Annotated in this window: 24 protein-coding genes; 10 read left to right on the top strand and 14 right to left on the bottom strand. The window is 67.2% G+C overall.

Translation table 11 applies throughout. The features are described from left to right. The first annotated feature begins 33 nt into the window (after window positions 1-33). A complete protein-coding gene (locus tag ACFPME_RS01860) occupies window positions 34-894 on the top strand; it encodes a LysR family transcriptional regulator (protein WP_377301439.1) in 861 nt (286 codons plus the stop codon). A gap of 155 nt (window positions 895-1,049) precedes the next feature. Here the strand turns inward: ACFPME_RS01860 and ACFPME_RS01855 are convergent, their stop codons facing one another. The 7 genes from ACFPME_RS01855 to ACFPME_RS01825 form a co-directional block, all read right to left on the bottom strand. Further along, entirely contained in the window at window positions 1,050-1,190 is a 141-nt protein-coding gene (locus ACFPME_RS01855; protein ID WP_377301437.1) for a hypothetical protein, read from the bottom strand. Between the two features lie 29 nt (window positions 1,191-1,219). Beyond that, window positions 1,220-1,564 (bottom strand): hypothetical protein, encoded by a 345-nt coding sequence (locus ACFPME_RS01850; protein WP_377301435.1) that lies wholly within the window; start codon window positions 1,562-1,564, stop codon window positions 1,220-1,222. Between the two features lie 77 nt (window positions 1,565-1,641). Next, complete coding sequence (locus ACFPME_RS01845) at window positions 1,642-2,295, bottom strand: glutathione S-transferase family protein (RefSeq protein ID WP_377301433.1); 654 nt, start codon at window positions 2,293-2,295, stop codon at window positions 1,642-1,644. A gap of 90 nt (window positions 2,296-2,385) precedes the next feature. Beyond that, window positions 2,386-3,048: a VOC family protein gene (locus ACFPME_RS01840; RefSeq protein WP_377301431.1), complete on the bottom strand. Its 663-nt coding sequence runs from the start codon at window positions 3,046-3,048 to the stop codon at window positions 2,386-2,388. Window positions 3,049-3,194: 146 nt separating this feature from the next. Beyond that, window positions 3,195-3,674, bottom strand: a complete 480-nt coding sequence (locus ACFPME_RS01835; protein ID WP_377301429.1) for a VOC family protein — start codon at window positions 3,672-3,674, stop codon at window positions 3,195-3,197. 218 nt (window positions 3,675-3,892) lie between these two features. Then, window positions 3,893-4,459 (bottom strand): DUF1579 family protein, encoded by a 567-nt coding sequence (locus tag ACFPME_RS01830; protein WP_377301426.1) that lies wholly within the window; start codon window positions 4,457-4,459, stop codon window positions 3,893-3,895. 82 nt (window positions 4,460-4,541) lie between these two features. After that, window positions 4,542-5,369, bottom strand: coding sequence for a helix-turn-helix domain-containing protein (locus ACFPME_RS01825; RefSeq protein ID WP_377301424.1), 828 nt, complete (start codon window positions 5,367-5,369; stop codon window positions 4,542-4,544). A 362-nt stretch (window positions 5,370-5,731) separates the two neighbouring features. Here ACFPME_RS01825 and ACFPME_RS01820 point away from each other — a divergent pair, with 362 nt between their 5' ends. The 3 genes from ACFPME_RS01820 to ACFPME_RS01810 all read left to right on the top strand — a co-directional run bounded on the left by ACFPME_RS01820 (window position 5,732) and on the right by ACFPME_RS01810 (window position 6,929). Next, a complete protein-coding gene (locus ACFPME_RS01820) occupies window positions 5,732-6,157 on the top strand; it encodes a hypothetical protein (RefSeq protein ID WP_377301422.1) in 426 nt (141 codons plus the stop codon). An 80-nt stretch (window positions 6,158-6,237) separates the two neighbouring features. Then, window positions 6,238-6,693, top strand: a complete 456-nt coding sequence (locus ACFPME_RS01815) for a nuclear transport factor 2 family protein (protein ID WP_377301420.1) — start codon at window positions 6,238-6,240, stop codon at window positions 6,691-6,693. Next, entirely contained in the window at window positions 6,654-6,929 is a 276-nt protein-coding gene (locus tag ACFPME_RS01810; protein ID WP_377302864.1) for a type 2 periplasmic-binding domain-containing protein, read from the top strand. The genes ACFPME_RS01815 and ACFPME_RS01810 overlap by 40 nt, the downstream gene beginning before the upstream one ends. 104 nt (window positions 6,930-7,033) lie before the next feature. Here the strand turns inward: ACFPME_RS01810 and ACFPME_RS01805 are convergent, their stop codons facing one another. From ACFPME_RS01805 to ACFPME_RS01795, 3 genes are all read right to left on the bottom strand, one after another. Beyond that, entirely contained in the window at window positions 7,034-7,879 is an 846-nt protein-coding gene (locus tag ACFPME_RS01805) for a diguanylate cyclase domain-containing protein (protein ID WP_377301418.1), read from the bottom strand. A gap of 212 nt (window positions 7,880-8,091) precedes the next feature. Next, window positions 8,092-8,724 (bottom strand): Vgb family protein, encoded by a 633-nt coding sequence (locus ACFPME_RS01800; protein WP_377301416.1) that lies wholly within the window; start codon window positions 8,722-8,724, stop codon window positions 8,092-8,094. Between the two features lie 10 nt (window positions 8,725-8,734). Further along, window positions 8,735-9,955, bottom strand: coding sequence for a helix-turn-helix domain-containing protein (locus tag ACFPME_RS01795; RefSeq protein WP_377301414.1), 1,221 nt, complete (start codon window positions 9,953-9,955; stop codon window positions 8,735-8,737). Between the two features lie 113 nt (window positions 9,956-10,068). Here ACFPME_RS01795 and ACFPME_RS01790 point away from each other — a divergent pair, with 113 nt between their 5' ends. Both ACFPME_RS01790 and ACFPME_RS01785 read left to right on the top strand, forming a co-directional pair. Next, window positions 10,069-10,833 carry a DUF899 domain-containing protein gene (locus ACFPME_RS01790; RefSeq protein WP_377301412.1) on the top strand — a complete coding sequence of 255 codons (765 nt, stop codon included), beginning with the start codon at window positions 10,069-10,071 and terminating at the stop codon, window positions 10,831-10,833. A gap of 38 nt (window positions 10,834-10,871) precedes the next feature. Beyond that, window positions 10,872-11,180 (top strand): hypothetical protein, encoded by a 309-nt coding sequence (locus ACFPME_RS01785; RefSeq protein ID WP_377301410.1) that lies wholly within the window; start codon window positions 10,872-10,874, stop codon window positions 11,178-11,180. A gap of 37 nt (window positions 11,181-11,217) precedes the next feature. Here ACFPME_RS01785 and ACFPME_RS01780 read toward each other — a convergent pair whose 3' ends face one another. The 3 genes from ACFPME_RS01780 to msrA form a co-directional block, all read right to left on the bottom strand. Beyond that, window positions 11,218-11,376: a VOC family protein gene (locus tag ACFPME_RS01780; protein ID WP_377301408.1), complete on the bottom strand. Its 159-nt coding sequence runs from the start codon at window positions 11,374-11,376 to the stop codon at window positions 11,218-11,220. A 231-nt stretch (window positions 11,377-11,607) separates the two neighbouring features. Beyond that, window positions 11,608-12,405 (bottom strand): NAD-dependent protein deacetylase, encoded by a 798-nt coding sequence (locus ACFPME_RS01775; RefSeq protein ID WP_377301406.1) that lies wholly within the window; start codon window positions 12,403-12,405, stop codon window positions 11,608-11,610. A 163-nt stretch (window positions 12,406-12,568) separates the two neighbouring features. Next, entirely contained in the window at window positions 12,569-13,075 is a 507-nt protein-coding gene (gene msrA / locus ACFPME_RS01770; RefSeq protein WP_377301404.1) for a peptide-methionine (S)-S-oxide reductase MsrA, read from the bottom strand. A 208-nt stretch (window positions 13,076-13,283) separates the two neighbouring features. Here msrA and ACFPME_RS01765 point away from each other — a divergent pair, with 208 nt between their 5' ends. The 3 genes from ACFPME_RS01765 to ACFPME_RS01755 all read left to right on the top strand — a co-directional run bounded on the left by ACFPME_RS01765 (window position 13,284) and on the right by ACFPME_RS01755 (window position 14,923). Next, window positions 13,284-13,760: a YybH family protein gene (locus tag ACFPME_RS01765; protein WP_377301402.1), complete on the top strand. Its 477-nt coding sequence runs from the start codon at window positions 13,284-13,286 to the stop codon at window positions 13,758-13,760. A gap of 152 nt (window positions 13,761-13,912) precedes the next feature. Further along, window positions 13,913-14,488 carry a TMEM175 family protein gene (locus ACFPME_RS01760; protein WP_377301400.1) on the top strand — a complete coding sequence of 192 codons (576 nt, stop codon included), beginning with the start codon at window positions 13,913-13,915 and terminating at the stop codon, window positions 14,486-14,488. Window positions 14,489-14,695: 207 nt separating this feature from the next. After that, window positions 14,696-14,923: a tautomerase family protein gene (locus ACFPME_RS01755; RefSeq protein ID WP_377301398.1), complete on the top strand. Its 228-nt coding sequence runs from the start codon at window positions 14,696-14,698 to the stop codon at window positions 14,921-14,923. An 8-nt stretch (window positions 14,924-14,931) separates the two neighbouring features. On the opposite strand, the gene ACFPME_RS01750 is transcribed toward ACFPME_RS01755, so the two are convergent. Further along, window positions 14,932-15,948 carry an AraC family transcriptional regulator gene (locus ACFPME_RS01750; RefSeq protein WP_377301396.1) on the bottom strand — a complete coding sequence of 339 codons (1,017 nt, stop codon included), beginning with the start codon at window positions 15,946-15,948 and terminating at the stop codon, window positions 14,932-14,934. A gap of 315 nt (window positions 15,949-16,263) precedes the next feature. Here ACFPME_RS01750 and ACFPME_RS01745 point away from each other — a divergent pair, with 315 nt between their 5' ends. Beyond that, window positions 16,264-16,428 carry a hypothetical protein gene (locus tag ACFPME_RS01745; RefSeq protein ID WP_377301394.1) on the top strand — a complete coding sequence of 55 codons (165 nt, stop codon included), beginning with the start codon at window positions 16,264-16,266 and terminating at the stop codon, window positions 16,426-16,428. Window positions 16,429-16,523: the final 95 nt, after the last annotated feature.

Here is a 16,523-nt window from a genome sequence, read left to right as displayed (position 1 = left end):
TTACTTCCATGCAAAAATGCATGAACCGGAACCATGGAGCAGATCGTGGAGTGGAGCGACGTACGCATCTTTCTTGCCATCGCGCGCGAGGGTTCGCTTGGCGCCGCCGCGCGCGTGATCGGGCAGACCCAGCCGACGATGGGCCGGCGTTTGCGCGCGCTGGAGGCCGCACTTGGCCAGGCCCTGTTCCAGCGCACGGCCGACGGCTTCGTGCTCACCGACGAAGGCGCAGCCGTGATGGCCAGCGCCGAACGCATGGAGGAAGAGGCGCTCGCCTTCGAGCGCCGGCTCGCCGGCCGCGAGAGCATGCTCGGCGGCCAGCTGCGGCTGGCCGCCTCGGACTGGTTCGGCAGCTACGTGCTCACGCCGGTGCTGGCCGAGTTCTCGCGCAGGCATCCTTCGGTCACCGTGGAACTGCTCACCGACGCGCGCCTCTACAGCCTGGCGCGTCGCGAGGCCGATCTGGCGTTCCGCATCAAGGCGTTCGACGAACCGGACGTGATCTCGCGCCGCCTGCTGCGCATGCCTTACGCGCTCTACGCCCGCCGCGGCCTGCCACGCCCGCGCAAGGACGGTCGCGGCGCCCGCCTGGTCACCATGAACGCTGCCTTCGGCGGCATGCCCGATGTGACCTGGCTGAAAAAGCACTTGCCCCAGGCCACCGTCGCCTTCACCAGCAACAACCGCGAAGCGCAGGCCCGGATGTGTGCCGAAGGCATCGGCGTGGCCGTGCTGCCGACGGCACTCGGCGACGCCTTTGCCGAGCTCAGGCGGATCGACCTCGGCGACCCGCCACCGTCACGCGACACCTGGCTCGGGTATCACAAGGATCTGAAGCGACTGAATCGACTGCGCAGCCTGCTCGAACTGCTCGCCGATCGATTCCCGACCTGATTCCGCCTCTCCGGCCTGCCAAGGCGTGGCGCTGCCTTCCATCGACTGCCTCACCGCAAAATCGAACGGGTTCGCCTGGATCGACGTCCTTCATTCCGGCGATCCGGAAGAGTCCGGCGCCCGGGTCGCACCGGCTTTCGGCCCGCACTCGGACCCTACGGGCCGGTAACGTCAATGACGATCTTCCCGCCGGGGGAGGGCTTGCGTCCGCCCTCCAGCCAATCGTGGCCGCTAATCGCCTCGGTCATCGGCAACACCAGCTCGATACGTGGCTTCAACTCCGCGGTGTCGATCAACCGGGTGACTTCGGTGAGCGTGGAAGTATTTACCCTGACCAGAAAGAATGAGGTTCGAACGCCGCGGCACTCGGCTTCCTCGTTGTCGGTCGGCTCACCGTGGAGACCAGGATGCCGCCTGGCTTCAGCACGTTCATCGCGAGGGACTGCGACGGACCACCGATCGTGTCGATGACGGCGTCCACCGGCGCGATCCGGATCAGCCCGTCGTGCAGTAAGTCTTCGCTACCGACGTGGCAAACCATGCCCGCAACGGCATCGCCGACCGTTTGATTCCGGGAGGACAGATCCGAATCATGAAAGCCCGTGGCGGACGCGTCGTTGATGTCGACATCGGCGAGCTTGATGCGTCCTCCACGGCCGCTCTTGCCCAAACGTGCCGCGGATTGGCGAAATGGGGTGTCTTCCGGGCGGCGCGCACTCTCCGGGTTTCCGGCCGGACGAGTGCTTGTCAGCCGGTCGGGGCCTTGCCCGTGAACACCGCCAGCTGCGCGGCGAAGGCACGCTTGAAGGCGGGCCGCGCCTCGCCGCGGGCGACATAGGCGGCGAGGCTCGGGTATTCGTCCAGCATGCCCGACGGCTTCAGCCGGAGCAGCGCGTGCACCATCATGAGGTCGCCCGCGCTGAACGCGCCATCGAGCCAGTCGGCCTCGCCAAGGCGGTCCGAAAGTTCGCCCAGCCGGGTACGGATGCGATCCTTGACGAGCGGCAGGCGTTGCTCGGACCAGGGCTTGTCGCCCTCCACAAACCGGGCAATGACGAGTTCAAGGATCGGCGGCTCCACCGTGCTGACCGCGGCAAACATCCACGCGATCGCGCGCGCCCGGGCATTCGCATCGACCGGCAGCAGGCCCGCGTGGCGCTCGGCGACATGCAACACGATGGCCCCCGACTCAAACAGGACGAGGTCGCCGTCTTCATAGGTGGGAATCTGCCCGAACGGATGCAGCGCCCGATGCGCGGGCTGCTTCATCGCGCTGAACGACACCAGGCGAACCTCGTAAGGCTGACCTGCTTCTTCGAGCGCCCAGCGCACGCGCATGTCGCGCGCGAGCCCCATGCCGCGGTCGGGCGAACTCTCGAACGCGGTGATGGTGAGGGTCATGGGACGGCTCCAGGTGATTGGACAGAAAACATGGATGGGAACGGATCCAGACCGGGGTTTTCGCTTCCGCAGGTCTGCGCGTTGATTCGCTCAGCCCGGCTGATCGCCCGAGGGAATGGCGGCCGGGTCCATCCACAGGGCCTCCCAGACATGCCCGTCGGGATCGGCCAGGCTGCGGCTGTACAGGAAACCCAGATCCTGCGCGGGATTGATGTCGGCGGTTCCGCCGTTGGCCGCCGCTGCCTCGCTCATGACGTCGACGGCTTCGCGCCCGGGGAGCGAGATCGCCAGCATGACTTCGCTTGAGCCGGGCGGCGGGATCGGGCGATTCGTGAAGGTACGCCACTTGGCATGCGTGAGAAGCATGACGTGGATGGCCTCGCTCCACACCATGCAGGCGGCCGTGGCGTCGGTGAAGTGCGGGTTGTTCTCGAAGCCGATGGACTTGTAGAAGTCCATGGACGCGTCGAGATCGCCAACAGGAAGGTTCACGAAGATCATTCGAGGCACGGGGATATCCTTCAGCTTGGTTGAAAGGGAGTGGGACAGGGATGCTGCTTCCATCCGACGAACGGCACGCGGTGTTTTCGACATGGGCGCACGGCCATGCCGAAATCCGCTGAACGGCGCCGCGCGCTTGTACCGGATGCCGCCGATGATGGGCGCAGTGCCGCCCGCCAAGGCCCTGGGAATGGTGCCGTCGTCACCGGCGATACCGATCCGTTGCGCCGTGATGCGATCGCGGTCCACCATCTCCTCGTTCGGGACGGTGGTCGACGATGCTTCTGTCCAGCGCCTCGATGGTTGGGCACGGCAGCGGATCGAACGGCAAGCTGGCTCGCCGCCAGCGGCCTGCCGGCGAGAGGGGCCCCCTGCCAGGATGGCTGCCGGTGCCATCGTCAGCCACGCCGGGCGGCGTCGATCGCGGCGATGTCGATCTTCGTCATTCCCATCATCGCGTTGAACGCGCGCTTGGCGGCGGCTGGATCAGGGTCGGTGACGGCCGCCGTGAGGACGCGCGGGGTGATCTGCCAAGACAGCCCCCACCGATCCTTGCACCAGCCGCAGACGCTGGCCTGGCCGCCATTACCGATGATCGCGTCCCACAGGCGGTCGGTTTCGGCCTGGTCGTCGGTGGCCACCTGGAACGAGAACGCGTCGGTGTGCGCAACCCCGGGGCCGCCGTTCAACCCCAGGCACGGGATGCCCATGACGGTGAACTCGACCGTCAGCACGTCGCCCTGCTTGCCCGCCGGATAGTCGCCCGGTGCACGATGGACCGGGCCTACGGCGCTGTCCGGGAATGTCTTGGCGTAGAACGTGGCGGCGTCCAGCGCGGTACCGTCGTACCAGAGGCAAATCGTGTTCTTGCTGACCATGTCGGTTCTCCTGGTTCAGGGCGGCGGAAGCGCCCTTCAAGTTCCTCGACGAACGAGGAGCTCGCAGATCGACACCCGAGAGAGGGGGGGACAGGGTGACATGCCACGGCTGGGACCGCAGTGTTCACGCGCGTGCCGGATTCGAACGGGACCACGCCATGCTGCCCCCATGGCGCGCCGGCACGGGCGCCATGGATGGCGGGGAAACGGATTTTCCTTCAGTCCACCCGCGTGTATTGCAGGCTGACGGCGAGGGCTTCCTTGCCGTTGCGGGTCTCGTAGTATTCGTACACGAAGTGATCGTTGTCGGCGATGCGCATGACTTCGCGCACCGGGATGGGCGCGCCGCCCTTGTTCGCCATCTCCCCGGCGAAGGTATAGCTTCGGCTGCTCGCGTCGTAGTCGCCGCGCACGAGAACGATGCCGGAGAAATGGGTATCCATCCAGCTGCTGTAATACTTGCCGGTGGCGTCTTCGTAACCGATGAAGCCCAGACCTTCGAAGGGCTTGTCCGATGCGATGCGAAGATTCTGTTGCAGGTGGTGGCCGCCGAGCACCATCGCATAGGTGGCGGCGCCATGGTCGATGACAGGCGGTGCGGCCGGGTCGGTCCACATCGATTGCCGCACGGTCCAATGCCCTGACAGGCTGGCGAGCCGCGTGCAGGGTGAATCAGTGCGCGGTGTGGCTGCCGACGTGCCGGCCCTGGCGACGGCCAGCCCGGTGGCGAGTGCCATGGCGGTGGCCAGCACCCAACCCCTCGCCGTTGCGGAACGCTTGTTCATCGTGACCATCCTGACGGTTCAAGTGCATCGAGAATGCGTGACCGATCGCAGGCGCTCAATGACCTGCGAGGTCATGGCCGGGTCAGGCGGAAGCGGCCAGGTCGGCGCAGACCGCGGCCGTGTGGTCGTCGGCAGGAAAGGCGCACTCGATCCGCAGTTCGTCCAGCGTGACGTCGCGTGGCATCGAGAAGGTGGTGATCGTCTCGAAGAAGCGCAGTTCGCCCCGGCGGCTGCGAAACGCCAGCGTGAGCAGCGGCGCGGGCCCGTTCTCCAGGTCGCGGATGCGCCAGTGCCGCGGCACGTCGGGGTAGCCCAGCACGTCGGCCAGCAAGGCCTGCAGCGCGCGATCCGTGGGAACGGCGGCGAGCTGCTCATGGACATGGCGGATGAACTTCTCCGCGACCTCCGGCCAGTTGATGATCACCGGGCGGAAGTCGGCCGGGTCGAACACCTGGTGCAGCAGGTTGGCGTGCCGGCTCTCGCGGCCATCCATCAGCAGGCGATTGACCCTGACCGCGGCCTCGTTGGCCATGAGCACGTTCCATTGCCGATCGATCACGAAGGCCGGGTAGGGCTCCTGGTGCGTGATGATCAGTTCGATCGCCTGCCGCATCCGCTCCATCGCGGGCATGGCCAGCGCGTTCTCCTGGTACTGCGGCGCGTAGCCGCCGGCGAGCAGCAACGCGTTGCGCTCGCGCAACGGCATGCCGAACACATCGGCCAGCCGGCAGATCAGTTCCCGGCTGGCTTGTGCCTTGCCGGTTTCGACGTAGCTCAGGTGCCTGGCGGACATGCCGGCTTCCAGCGCGAGATCGAGCTGGCTCATGCGCCGCACGGTGCGCCACTCGCGCAGCAGCGCGCCGATCGGTGGGTGCGAAAGAAGCGGGTCTGCCTGCGCCGAAGATCGCATGCTGCTGTCTGCTGCAGTGGAGGTCTGCGCATGCTACTTGAGCCGGGACAGGGCCGGGCGTGCCGCCAAGCGGGAGCGGCGACATGAGTCTGCAGTTTCACTTGTCCGCGGATCGCGGTCCGCCGCGGTTACCGATGCGGCGTTTTATCGTGCAGAATCGCACGCGGCGCTCGGCGCAGCCTTCATCCAGCTAACGGCGGAGAACACACAGCATGGGGTCCATCTCATTACGTATGCTTCTGGTGCCTTGCGCGCTGGCCTTCGCAGGCGGCTCGCCGCTGCCTGCTGCTGCGCAAACTGCTGCGGCATCGAGCCAAGCTGCAACGAGTACGCCTGCCGCGAAGCCCGGCGATGTCGCCTCGATGGACGCGATCATGCAGGCGGTCTACGACGTGATCTCCGGCCCCAGGGGTCGGCAGCGCGACTGGAATCGCCTGCGTTCGCTGTTTGTCCCGGGCGCGCGGCTGATTCCCGTGCGTGCCGGCAAGGACGGCACCGTCGAGGCGCACGTCATGAGCGTGGAGGACTTCATCCGCCGCGCCGATCCCGCCATGGCGAAGGAGGGCTTCTTCGAACGCGAGTCGCACCGCACGGTGGACCGCTATGGCGCCATCGCCCAGGTGTTCAGCACCTACGAATCGCGTCACGCCGCAGCCGATGCCAAGCCATTCCAGCGCGGCATCAACAGCTTCCAGTTGATGTTCGACGGCCATCGCTGGTGGGTGGTGACGATCTACTGGCAGAGCGAGGGCCCCGGCGCGCCGATCCCGAAGCAGTACGGCGGTTGATCCCTGTGCCGGATGCGCGCAAACGGATCGGCCCCTTCCGTTTCAACCAACCCTATTGACGTCGAGGAGATATCCACGCCATGCCCAAACTCAACTTGAACGGTGGGAAACACTGGTTGCTGGCATTGCTGATGGTAGCGGCGAGCACTGCGGCGGCGGCCGAACCGAGTCGGCTGACGCGCGACCTGCTGCATGCCGAGGCCGATGTGTGCCAGGCCTTCGAAGCCGGTCATGCCGATGCCCTGCGTCGCGCGCTGACGGCGGATTTCACGCTCGTCGATTCGCACGGCAACGTGACAAACCTCGAGCAGAACCTCGGCGAGGTCGCCACGCGCGAGCCGCACTATGAGGTGTTCCACAACCACGACCAGCAGGTGCGTCTGTACGGCGACACCGCGCTGATCGTCGGCATCACCAGCATCCGTGGCCGTGCCGGCGGGAAACCGTTCGTCGCCGATTTCCGGTACACGGACACATGGATCCGCCGGCGCGGCGCATGGCTTCTGGCGGCAAGCCACGCCAGCCGGTTGCCGTAGCCCGTCATTCCGGGATGTCCGGGTCTACGACGCGCTTTCCCGACAGCACGCTGGCGGTACAGGCCGCCAGCGCCGGCCACCGCATCGCGATCGTCAGCCTGGCGCTCGTCGCGGACACATTGGATGCAGGTCTGCTGGTAGCGCCGTTCGCCCAGGCTCCCGGCGGCGAGGCCTGTCGCGCTGGCGGCGCGCACGATATGGAGGCACGCCCTGATATCGCGGCGTTGAGAGCCTGATCCCCGAGTGCCATGTCGCACCCCCGTTGGCCTATGCCTGGCGTTCGAGCATCGTCCGGAGTGCGGTGGCGGAGCGGCCCGATGTGGCGGATGCCTGGCCGTCGTTACCGTTTGCGCTTGGTGGCATACATCGCGCGGTCGGCTTGCGCCAGCAGCGTCTCCGGATCGCTTCCGTCTGCCGGGAAGCAGGCGATCCCGACGCTGGCGTCCAGTCGAAACAAGCCGTCGGGCAGCGCGAAGGGTGGACTCAGCCGCGAGCGCAAGCCATCGGCGATGGCCCGGGCGGCCTCGGCATCGCGACAGCCGGGGAGCACGGCCACGAACTCGTCGCCACCGACGCGAGCCACCAGGTCACCTTTTCGCAGGCCTTGCTGCAAGCGCTGGGCGACTTCGCACAGCAGACGGTCGCCGGCGTCGTGCCCGCCCCGGTCGTTGACTTCCTTGAAGCCGTCAAGGTCCAGGTAGAGCACGGCCAGGCCGTCGTGGGTCTGCACTGCATGGGCAATGGCGTACTGCAGTTCGTACTGCAGGCGATGCCGGTTGTACAGTCCAGTCAGCGCATCATGGCTGGCGCGGTACTCGAGCTCGCGCTCGGCACGTCGCAGTTCGGTCACCTCATGGGCTACCCCGATGCGCACGCCGTAGTCGGGTACCCAGCGCGCCGACCACTGAATGTCCACGGTGTGGCCGTCCTTGTGCACGTAGCGATTGCGGAAATGGTGCTGCAGAGCGCCACCCGTCACCCGCTCGGCCTGCTCCACGGTCGCCGCACGGTCATCGGGGTGGACCAGATCGAATATTCGCTGGCCCAGCACTTCGTCGGAGGTGTAGCCGAAGATGCGTTCGAAGCTTGCGCTGACATACAGGAAACGCCCCTCGGCACTGACGACGCACACTGCGTCGGGCAGCAGATCGAGTACGTCGGCGAGGGGAGGCAGCTTGGAGATCATGGATGCCGGTTCCTGGTGCCGCTCATGGCGGCACGCGCAGGTAATCCTGGCATGGTAGCGCCTGCAGGAGCAGGACTCAGCCATGGCTGCGGTCACCGCCCTCCGCCAGGGCCTGGTGGGTCTCTCCTGGCGAGCGTGTCGAGCGGCATCTTCCCAGGCGTCACATGGCCGGCAAGTTCCACCCGCACTTCGGCGGGCTCGGTGCGGCTGAGCTATCCGGGTCGGCGGATGGTGACGATCCTGCCGCTGCTTCCGCCGCCGCAGAAGAACCTTCCGCCGCCATCGGATTCGAGGCCCGACACGCCGACACCGGATGGCATCTGCAGGCTCTCGAGAACCTCTCCGGTAACGGGGTCGATGTGTCGAACATCGCTTTCGCCGTCTTCCCAGGTGCCGTGCCAAAGCTCGCCGTCGACCCAGGTGACCCCGGTAACGAAGCGGTCGCAGGCGATGGTGCGGAGAATCGCCCCTGTTTCGGGATCGATCTGATGAATCCTGCGGTCGCGGTACTGCCCGACCCACAGCGCGCCTTCGGCCCATGCGAGCCCGGAGTCGCCCCCGCCGCCCGGCGCCGGGATGGTGGCGAGCACCTGGCCGGTCGCCGGGTCGATCTTCTGGATGCGGCTCTCGGCGATCTGGAAAAGGTGGCGCCCGTCGAACGCCGTACCCGCCTGGGCGGCGACGTCGATGATGCGCTGCACCGCTTCGATCGTCGGGTCGAAGGCGGCCAGCTTGTCGCCGGCGGCGAACCAGATGCGCTCGCCGTCGTAGGTGACGCCGGCCACCTCTTCGACACCCGGGAAGGGACCGTACTCGCAGATGACTTCAGCGTTTGATCGTTTCATGTTGCCCATTCTAGTCGCCGGGGAAGGGCGCCGGGAGTAACAAGCTTGTCGGGAATCCCGGGACGGGCGGATTCATCCAGCGGCAGGCCCGACCGCGGCCGAACGAGTCCACCTTGCCTGCCTTCGCCAGCGCGTCGAGCGTCCGCTGCACGCCGCGCTGGCTGGTACCCAGCGCCAGCGCCAAGGCCGAGCTCGACCACGATTCGCCGTCGGCCAGCAGCGCCAGCACCGCCGCATGGGCGTCGTCGACGGGCCTGGCCAGCACCACTACCGCGCTTGCGTGATGCGGTACCAGCGCGAAGCCGTGCTTCGTCGCGCTGATGCCGGCGACGGTCCGGAGCAGCGCGCGCAGTCGTCCGATTTCCACCCGCAACCGAGCGCGATGCGATTCGTCGGCGTGCTTCGCGCGGAAGGTTCGTGCGATGAGCGTGGCCCGCGATACGTCGCCGGGCCACGCTTCAGCGAGAACCCGCGCGAGCGCGAACAGTACCGGACGACGCTCCAGCGAGATCAGCGAGCCCGCGTCGCGGACCGCGTAGCGGCAGGCATCCACGATGAGTGCCGTGGAGCCCAGCAATGCCTCGACCTCGTCGAGCTTGAGCAGCCGCTCGTCGCCTTGCGCGATCAGGCGTGCGGCGGGCCGGTCCAGCACGAGGAATGTGCTCTGGATCTCCGCCATCAGCGCCGGAATGCGGGCCTGGCGCGCCGCCTGTTCGGCCCGGATCAGGGCTGCGCGCGCCGTTGCCGCGCGCAGCCGGCGCATGGCGATTCCCGCGATGACCAGCTCGCAGGAGGCGCGCGAGGCGGGTGGCAGGGCGGCGGCATCGAGTGGGGCAAGCGCGCGTTCGGCCTCGTCGAGGCGGCCGATCAGCAGCAGGCGCCGGGCCTGCAGATACTGCGCATACGCGGCATTCGCGTGATCACCGTGGGCTTGCAGCACCGCCCGCGCCGCATCGAGCGCCTTCGTGGACCCGCCGAGGTCGCGCGAGAACAGCGCGACTTCGGCCTCGGCGACGGCGCAGCGCGCGCGCGCCATGGCTTCGTCCGGACCGAAGCCGCGCGTGGCTCGGTGCAGCAGCAGCTTCGATCGTGCGAAATCGCCGAGCTGAGCCATCGCGATGCCGCGCAGCGCAAGCGCCGGCGCATCCTCGCGCAGCGCCACCCGCTTCAGCGCGCCGAGCGGATCGCCCGCCGCGAGCGCGAGCGCCGCCGCCGTGATCAGTGCATCCATCCGAATCCCGCCAAACTTGTCACTCCCACCTTCGGTGCCCGGTTCCTAATCTATCGCACAACCACTCACCCACATGGCGTGACCACACAAGGCGGACGACAGGAGACGCAGCGATGACGACACATGAAACCGGGACACGCGACGAATGGCTGGCGGCACGGCTCGCACTGCTGCAGGAAGAAAAGGCCCTGACCCGACGCAGCGATGCGTTGGCACAGCAGCGGCAGGCGCTGCCGTGGGTGCGGGTCGACAAGGACTATCGCTTCGACACCGAGGAAGGCAGCGTACCGCTGGCCGAACTGTTCCGCGGATGCTCCCAACTGCTGATCTACCACTTCATGTTCGGGCCCGACTACGCGGCCGGCTGCCCGTCGTGCTCGGCGATAGCGGACGGCTTCAACGGATCGGTCGTGCATCTGGCCAATCATGATGTCGCGCTGTCCGCGGTATCGCAGGCGCCGCTTGCCAAGCTGCAGGCGTACAAGCGGCGGATGGGGTGGACATTTCCCTGGGCGTCCTCGTTCGGCAGCGATTTCAACTTCGACTTCAATATCTCGTTCACCGAGGAACAACAACGTGCCGGCCTCGTCGAGTACAACTACGTCCGCGGCGGACACGCCATGGATGCGGTGCCCGCCCCGGAACCGGTTGCCCAGCTCGCAGCCACCTGCGGAACCGACGCGCCCACGTATGCTCGCGACCGGCCTGGCATGAGCTCGTTCGTGCTGGAGGACGGCGTGGTCTACCACACCTATTCCACCTATGCCCGCGGCGTCGACGGCATCTGGGGCATGTACCCGTGGCTCGATCGCGCCCCCAGGGGCCGCAACGAGACCGGCATCTGGTGGCGCCGCCACGATGAGTACGGCAAGCAGTGAGCCGGTTGGCGCGGGTGGTCCACGCCAGGAGAAGCGGGGTGCGCATTAGCCATGTCCACGCAGGCACCTGCCACGCGGGCCACGGGAATCGCAGCGCGGCTGGCCGCGGCGTGGCCGGCTGGCTGGCCCTGGCTGCCACTCCCACCTTCGCCCTGATGGCGGTGCTGGCCGGCGCGCACGACGGCGGCCCGATGGACATGCCCTGCTCGGCCGCGCACGGCGCATCGCCGCTGAGCGGGATGATCCCGATGTACGTGTTGATGAGCGTGTTCCACGGCGGACCCTGGCTGAGATGGATCGCGGAACGCCGCCGGCAACGTACCGGCGGCCCTGCCGCCGATGGCTGATCCGATGCCTCGGACACCGGCACCGTGCTGCCGGCTTTCAGGCGACCGAACCGGTCACCGCTGCGAGCTTGTTGCCGTGCGGGTCGCGGACGAAGGCTCCGTCATCGTTGGGGTTGCAGTCCGGCCGCCGGCCTGGCGCACCGTCGCTGCTGCCGCCATGCTCCAACGCCACGCGATGGAACTCGTTCACCATCATGCGGCTGCGGCAGCAAAGGCCAGGTGCTCGCCATTGCGGCGGGTGCGGGGCTGCATGGCGCAACCGTGACCGGATCGGTTCCGATGCCATAGCCCGTGGCCGTGGAAGTGGCGCCGATGCCTTGAACAGTGGACGTATCTTTCCGCTGGCCCACGACGACCCGTGCGTGCGCAGGGCCGATCACCGGCGCCACCCTTGCGCCACTTGCCAGCGGGTCGGCAGGCGCGTCGTTCACAGGAATGCGAGCGCCTCCTGGCATGGCGCGTCGACCTTCAACGTGAGCAGCGGGTCGGCACGGGTGCGCCCCAATGTCACGGCGGCCACCGGCTTGCCGGCGCGCGCGGCGGCGTCGACGAAGCGGTAGCCGGAGTAAACCATCAGCGAAGAACCCACGACGAGCACCGCGTCGGCGGCCTGCCAGGCGCGCGTAGCGATGGTCACGCGGTCGCGCGGCACGGACTCGCCGAAGAACACCACATCGGGTTTCACGATGCCGCCGCAAAGCGGGCAGGGTGGCACCTCGAACTGCGTGAAATCGTGGCCGACCAGATCGGCATCGCCGTCCGGCGCATCGGCGGCGTCGAGCTGTGCCCAGTTCGGGTTGCATTTCACCAGCCACTGCTGGAACGCGCCGCGGGGCAGCCGCCAGTCGCAGCCCATGCAGCGCACTTCGTCGAGGCGGCCATGCAGGTCGACCACCTGTTCGCTGCCGGCGCGCTGATGCAGGCGATCCACGTTTTGCGTCACCAGCAGCTCGACCTGTCCGCGCTGCTCCAGCCGGGCCAGCGCGTGATGCGTGCCGTTCGGCAGCGCGCACCCGAAACGCCGCCAGCCGATCATGCTGCGCGCCCAGTAGCGCCGGCGCGTGGACGCATCGCCCATGAAGACGCCGTAATTCACCGGTGGCGCGCGTTTCCACTGACCGTCGCGATCGCGGTAGTCGGGGATGCCCGAGTCGGTGCTGCAACCGGCGCCGGTCAACACGAACAGGCGGGGATACGCGTCGATGAACTGCTGCAGCGGGGTCATCGGCAGCATATGGGGGCGAAGCGGGACCGGGAGAAGTGGCGACGCAGCCCTGGATCTGCCTGGACGAGCGTTGTCGGCAGCAGATCGTGGCCGCGGTGCCGGGTTCGCGCATGACGCCAACGCCATCGATCCGCAACGGTGACGGGACGACCGGCATCCGCGGCTACGCGCGCCGCGGCAGCTTCCATTCCGGCCGGATGAAGTGGCAGGTGTAGCCGCTGGGGTAGTGCTGCAGGTAATCCTGGTGCTCGGGTTCCGCTTCCCAGAAATCGCCTGCTGGCGCCAGTTCGGTCACTGCCTTGCCGGGCCACAGGCCGGAGGCATCCACGTCGGCGATGGTGTCTTCGGCCATCTGCTTCTGCGCTTCGCTCGTGTAGAAGATGGCCGAACGGTAGCTGGCGCCGCGGTCATTGCCCTGGCGGTTGGGCGTGCTGGGGTCATGGATCTGAAAGAAGAATTCCAGCAGGGTGCGGTAGCTGATCACCTGCGGATCGAACATGATCTCGATGGCCTCGGCATGCGTCCCGTGGTTGCGATACGTGGCGTGGGGTACGTCACCGCCGGCGTAGCCCACGCGGGTGGACAGCACGCCCGCTTGCTGGCGGATCAACTCCTGCATGCCCCAGAAGCAGCCGCCGGCGAGGACGGCACGTTCAGTCGTTGCGGTCATGGTTGTCTCCGAGGTGGTAATGGCTGTCCGTAGATGGGGACGATGCCTGCGTTTGTCGAGGCTGTCGCACTCGGCGCCCGTCGCGGCCATGCAGCCCCGCCATGGCTCGGTCGCTCCTGCCTCAGCCTGGAGAACCGCCGGGCATGCAGCGAGCGGGAACCGCGCAAGTCACTATGATGCGCAATCACGCCTCACCATGGACTATGCGATGACTGCACGGCGGTTTCACCTTCTGCTCGGGACCCTGCTCGCGTTGACCGGGCTTGGGGGCGTCGGTTCGAGCATGGCGGCGGCAGCCGATGACGCCGCCGCGATCCGCCAGGTGCTGCATCGACAGGAGGTCGCCTGGAACCGCGGCGACATCGTGGATTTCATGCATGGCTACAAGGACGCGCCCGACACCACGTTCGTCGGCAGCAACGTGCGCAAAGGCTACCGCGCGATTCTCGACAGCTATCGCAAGCACTACGCCACCCGAGAGCAGATGGGGCAACTGACGTTTTCCGATCTGGATGTGCGCCTGTTGCCAGGCGCAGGCGGCGAACTGCGCTATGCCGTCGTGACCGGACGCTTTCATCTCGACCGGACTGCCCATGGCGAAGCTGCCCAGGACGCTGGCGTGTTCTCGCTACTGTGGGAGAAGACGGCCGAAGGCTGGAGGATCATTCTCGATCACACCAGCTGAGACGTCGGCTGATGCAACGGCCGCGCCATTCCCGCCGACGCGTTGAGGCCAGGCCGGGCGAGCGGGCGAATGGAAAGCGGCCATCGACTGTGCAACCGCGCAAGTTCTGAGTCAAGCTGGCGGCTCGGGCGATCGTCGTCGGGAGGCGGCACATGGGCAAGGGGCGGCTGGAAGCATTCAGCGATGGCGTCATCGCGATCATCATCACCATCATGGTGCTGGAGCTGAAGGTGCCGGGCGAGCACTCGCTCGCCTCGTTGGCTCCGCTGGCGCCGGTGCTGCTCAGTTACGTGCTGAGCTTTGGGTACGTGGGCATTTACTGGAACAACCACCACCACATGCTTTCCACCATCCACAAGGTGTCCGGCGCCGTGTTGTGGGCAAACCTGCACCTGCTTTTCTGGCTGTCGCTGTTTCCGTTCACCACGGCCTGGATGGGCGAAAACCACTTTGCTGCCGTGCCGACGGCCGTGTACGGGCTGGTGCTGCTGATGGCCGCGCTGGCCTACCTGATACTGCAGCAGGCGCTCATCGCGGCGGATGGCCAGGGCTCGGTGCTCCGGCGCGCGGTCGGATCGGATTGGAAAGGCAAGCTCTCGCCGGCGCTTTACCTTGCGGGAATCGCACTGACGCTCTGGCGGTCGTGGGCCGGACAGGTGATCTACGTGCTGGCGGCCTTGCTGTGGCTGATCCCCGATCGCCGTATCGAGAAGGTCGTTCATGACTGAGCGCGGCAGCTACGGAACGATGGCCTGAACCGAGAACGCGGCCGATGGTGGATCGCCCGCGCCGGACACGAGGCGCTGTACCTGCGGCCGCGGTGTTGCGGCGAAGTTTGGCGGCGCCTCGATCATTCCGCGCCTGACTGTGGCTGCGTAGAGTCCATCGCGTGGCCGGCACTCCTGCCGCGCGTCACGCAACCTCGGAGAGACACCATGCCTTTCATCAATGTGAAACTCATCGAAGGCGTCTTCAGCGCCAGCCAGAAGCAGCAGCTCGCCACGCAGCTGACCGACGCCATGGTCAGCGTCGAGGGCGAACACCTGCGCCCGGTAACCACGGTGGTGATCGAGGAAGTGAAGAGTGGCGACTGGGCGATCGGCGGCAATCCGCTATCGACCGAGGATGTGCTCGCGATGGCGGCGCGGCGCGAGGCTGCCTGAAGCGCTACTCAGCTTGCCGGCGCTGCCGGGGCAGTGGCGGGCGACCCCGGCGAGGCGCCCGCCACATCGATCGCCTCGCGTTTGCGCCACGCCGCAGGCGGCAGCTCGAACTCGCGCTTGAATGCGCGCGTGAAGGCCGCCTCGGAGCCGTAGCCCACGTTCGCCGCGATGCTGGCGATGCCATCGCGACCGCTGCGCAATGCCTGCGCAGCCAGCGCCAGCCGGTAGCCGGTGAGGTATTGCATCGGCGATTCGCCGGTGAGGCGCGTGAAGCGCTCGGCGAGCACCGACCTGGACGAGGCCACCGCGCCAGCCAGCGCCTCGACCGTCCACGCATGAGCCGGCTGCCGGTGCAGCAGCGCCAGCGCACGGCCCACGATCGGATCCTGCAGGCCGGCAAGCCAGCCCTGCTGCCCCGGCTGGCAACTCGCGTAGCGCCGCAATGCCTCGGCAAACAGCAATTCGGACAACTTCGCCAGGATCGACTGCGCGCCGGGCCGCTGGGCCGACGACTCGTTGACTCCGTGCAACAGCAGCTCGAACAGCCAGGTACCGGTCAGGTCGTCGCGCAGCGGTATGCGCAACATCTCCGGCAGGGCCGCCAACAGCGCCTTGCTGACCCGCCGATTGCAGGCGAGATAGCCGCACACGAAACGGGTCGCGACGCCGCCACCGCCGTGCCTGAGCTGGATCAGTTCGCCCGCGGCCGCCTTCGGCGTGACGCTGTCCGCATCGACCGGTGGCAACTGCAGATCGCTGCCGAGCAGGTGCCGATGGTCGTGCGGGAACAGGATCAGATCGCCGCTGCGCAGCGACAAGGTCTCCTCGCCATCGACCAGGCGCGCGTTGCATTGGCCTTCGGTGAGGCAATGGAAGAACACGATATGGTCGGCGCCAGCGGTCTGCGCCGTCGCCCTCGGCAGCCCGTAGCTCGCCGCCGCGCACCATGGCGCCGTGAACTCGGCGTTGATGTACATCGCGCCATCGAGCCGTATGGTCTTCAGCACTTCAGAAAGCGCATCCACCGCACGCGTTCCGGGCATGCCGGCAAGGCCGGCGGTACGCGCAGGTTACTCGCATGACTGCAGCTGCGCGGTGGCCGGGCATGCTCCGCAGCATGGTGGGCATGCGCGCTCATCGCATCATTCCCCGTCTGCACCGTGTCCGCCGTCCGCCCGCATTGACCGGACAGATCGCCATCGTCCGCGGACACCTGTCGTCGCGCCATGGCAAACGAAGGGATGGCCGGGGAATGCGGTTTGCCGGTCTATTCGCGGTTGGCACGACGTTTGCCATCCCATTCTCGAAAGCTTCATTCCGACGCCCACGAGAGAACGACCATGAAATTCGAGACCCTGATGCTGCAAACCCTCTTCGGTGCTTCCCTGCTGGTATGCCTGCTGGTGCTGGGCGCCATGCTCACCTCGCGCGCGACCGTGGCCAGCGTCGCCGCCGGCGATGCCCCGACGGCCGTGGCGGCCGTGACGGCAGGCACGGCTGGCTGAAGCCGCGGATCCGCGCGCGTGCCATGGGTGGCCGCCGCAAGTCGCATGCTTCGTCATGCGGCAACATGCGGGCACTTCGCGGTCGAGGCGGCGGC

Origin of the sequence: Rhodanobacter umsongensis (assembly GCF_042654965.1) — a bacterium.
In the GTDB taxonomy this organism is placed as follows: domain Bacteria; phylum Pseudomonadota; class Gammaproteobacteria; order Xanthomonadales; family Rhodanobacteraceae; genus Rhodanobacter; species Rhodanobacter umsongensis.
This window is presented reverse-complemented; position numbering and strand designations above follow the sequence as displayed.

Bases quoted from the DNA above. Each gene is read 5' to 3' on its own strand.
- ACFPME_RS01800 (WP_377301416.1), bottom strand. From the start codon at position 8,724: ATGAAACGATCAAACGCTGAAGTCATCTGCGAGTACGGTCCCTTCCCG.
- ACFPME_RS01835 (WP_377301429.1), bottom strand. From the start codon at position 3,674: ATGGTCAGCAAGAACACGATTTGCCTCTGGTACGACGGTACCGCGCTG.
- ACFPME_RS01775 (WP_377301406.1), bottom strand. From the start codon at position 12,405: ATGACCCCGCTGCAGCAGTTCATCGACGCGTATCCCCGCCTGTTCGTG.
- ACFPME_RS01780 (WP_377301408.1), bottom strand. From the start codon at position 11,376: ATGATGGTGAACGAGTTCCATCGCGTGGCGTTGGAGCATGGCGGCAGC.
- ACFPME_RS01825 (WP_377301424.1), bottom strand. From the start codon at position 5,369: ATGCGATCTTCGGCGCAGGCAGACCCGCTTCTTTCGCACCCACCGATC.
- ACFPME_RS01840 (WP_377301431.1), bottom strand. From the start codon at position 3,048: ATGGTGGACCGCGATCGCATCACGGCGCAACGGATCGGTATCGCCGGT.
- ACFPME_RS01795 (WP_377301414.1), bottom strand. From the start codon at position 9,955: ATGGATGCACTGATCACGGCGGCGGCGCTCGCGCTCGCGGCGGGCGAT.
- ACFPME_RS01830 (WP_377301426.1), bottom strand. From the start codon at position 4,459: ATGAACAAGCGTTCCGCAACGGCGAGGGGTTGGGTGCTGGCCACCGCC.
- msrA (WP_377301404.1), bottom strand. From the start codon at position 13,075: ATGACCGCAACGACTGAACGTGCCGTCCTCGCCGGCGGCTGCTTCTGG.
- ACFPME_RS01745 (WP_377301394.1), top strand. From the start codon at position 16,264: ATGAAATTCGAGACCCTGATGCTGCAAACCCTCTTCGGTGCTTCCCTG.
- ACFPME_RS01765 (WP_377301402.1), top strand. From the start codon at position 13,284: ATGACTGCACGGCGGTTTCACCTTCTGCTCGGGACCCTGCTCGCGTTG.
- ACFPME_RS01805 (WP_377301418.1), bottom strand. From the start codon at position 7,879: ATGATCTCCAAGCTGCCTCCCCTCGCCGACGTACTCGATCTGCTGCCC.
- ACFPME_RS01810 (WP_377302864.1), top strand. From the start codon at position 6,654: ATGGCTTCTGGCGGCAAGCCACGCCAGCCGGTTGCCGTAGCCCGTCAT.
- ACFPME_RS01790 (WP_377301412.1), top strand. From the start codon at position 10,069: ATGACGACACATGAAACCGGGACACGCGACGAATGGCTGGCGGCACGG.
- ACFPME_RS01860 (WP_377301439.1), top strand. From the start codon at position 34: ATGGAGCAGATCGTGGAGTGGAGCGACGTACGCATCTTTCTTGCCATC.
- ACFPME_RS01760 (WP_377301400.1), top strand. From the start codon at position 13,913: ATGGGCAAGGGGCGGCTGGAAGCATTCAGCGATGGCGTCATCGCGATC.
- ACFPME_RS01815 (WP_377301420.1), top strand. From the start codon at position 6,238: ATGCCCAAACTCAACTTGAACGGTGGGAAACACTGGTTGCTGGCATTG.
- ACFPME_RS01755 (WP_377301398.1), top strand. From the start codon at position 14,696: ATGCCTTTCATCAATGTGAAACTCATCGAAGGCGTCTTCAGCGCCAGC.
- ACFPME_RS01845 (WP_377301433.1), bottom strand. From the start codon at position 2,295: ATGACCCTCACCATCACCGCGTTCGAGAGTTCGCCCGACCGCGGCATG.
- ACFPME_RS01820 (WP_377301422.1), top strand. From the start codon at position 5,732: ATGGACGCGATCATGCAGGCGGTCTACGACGTGATCTCCGGCCCCAGG.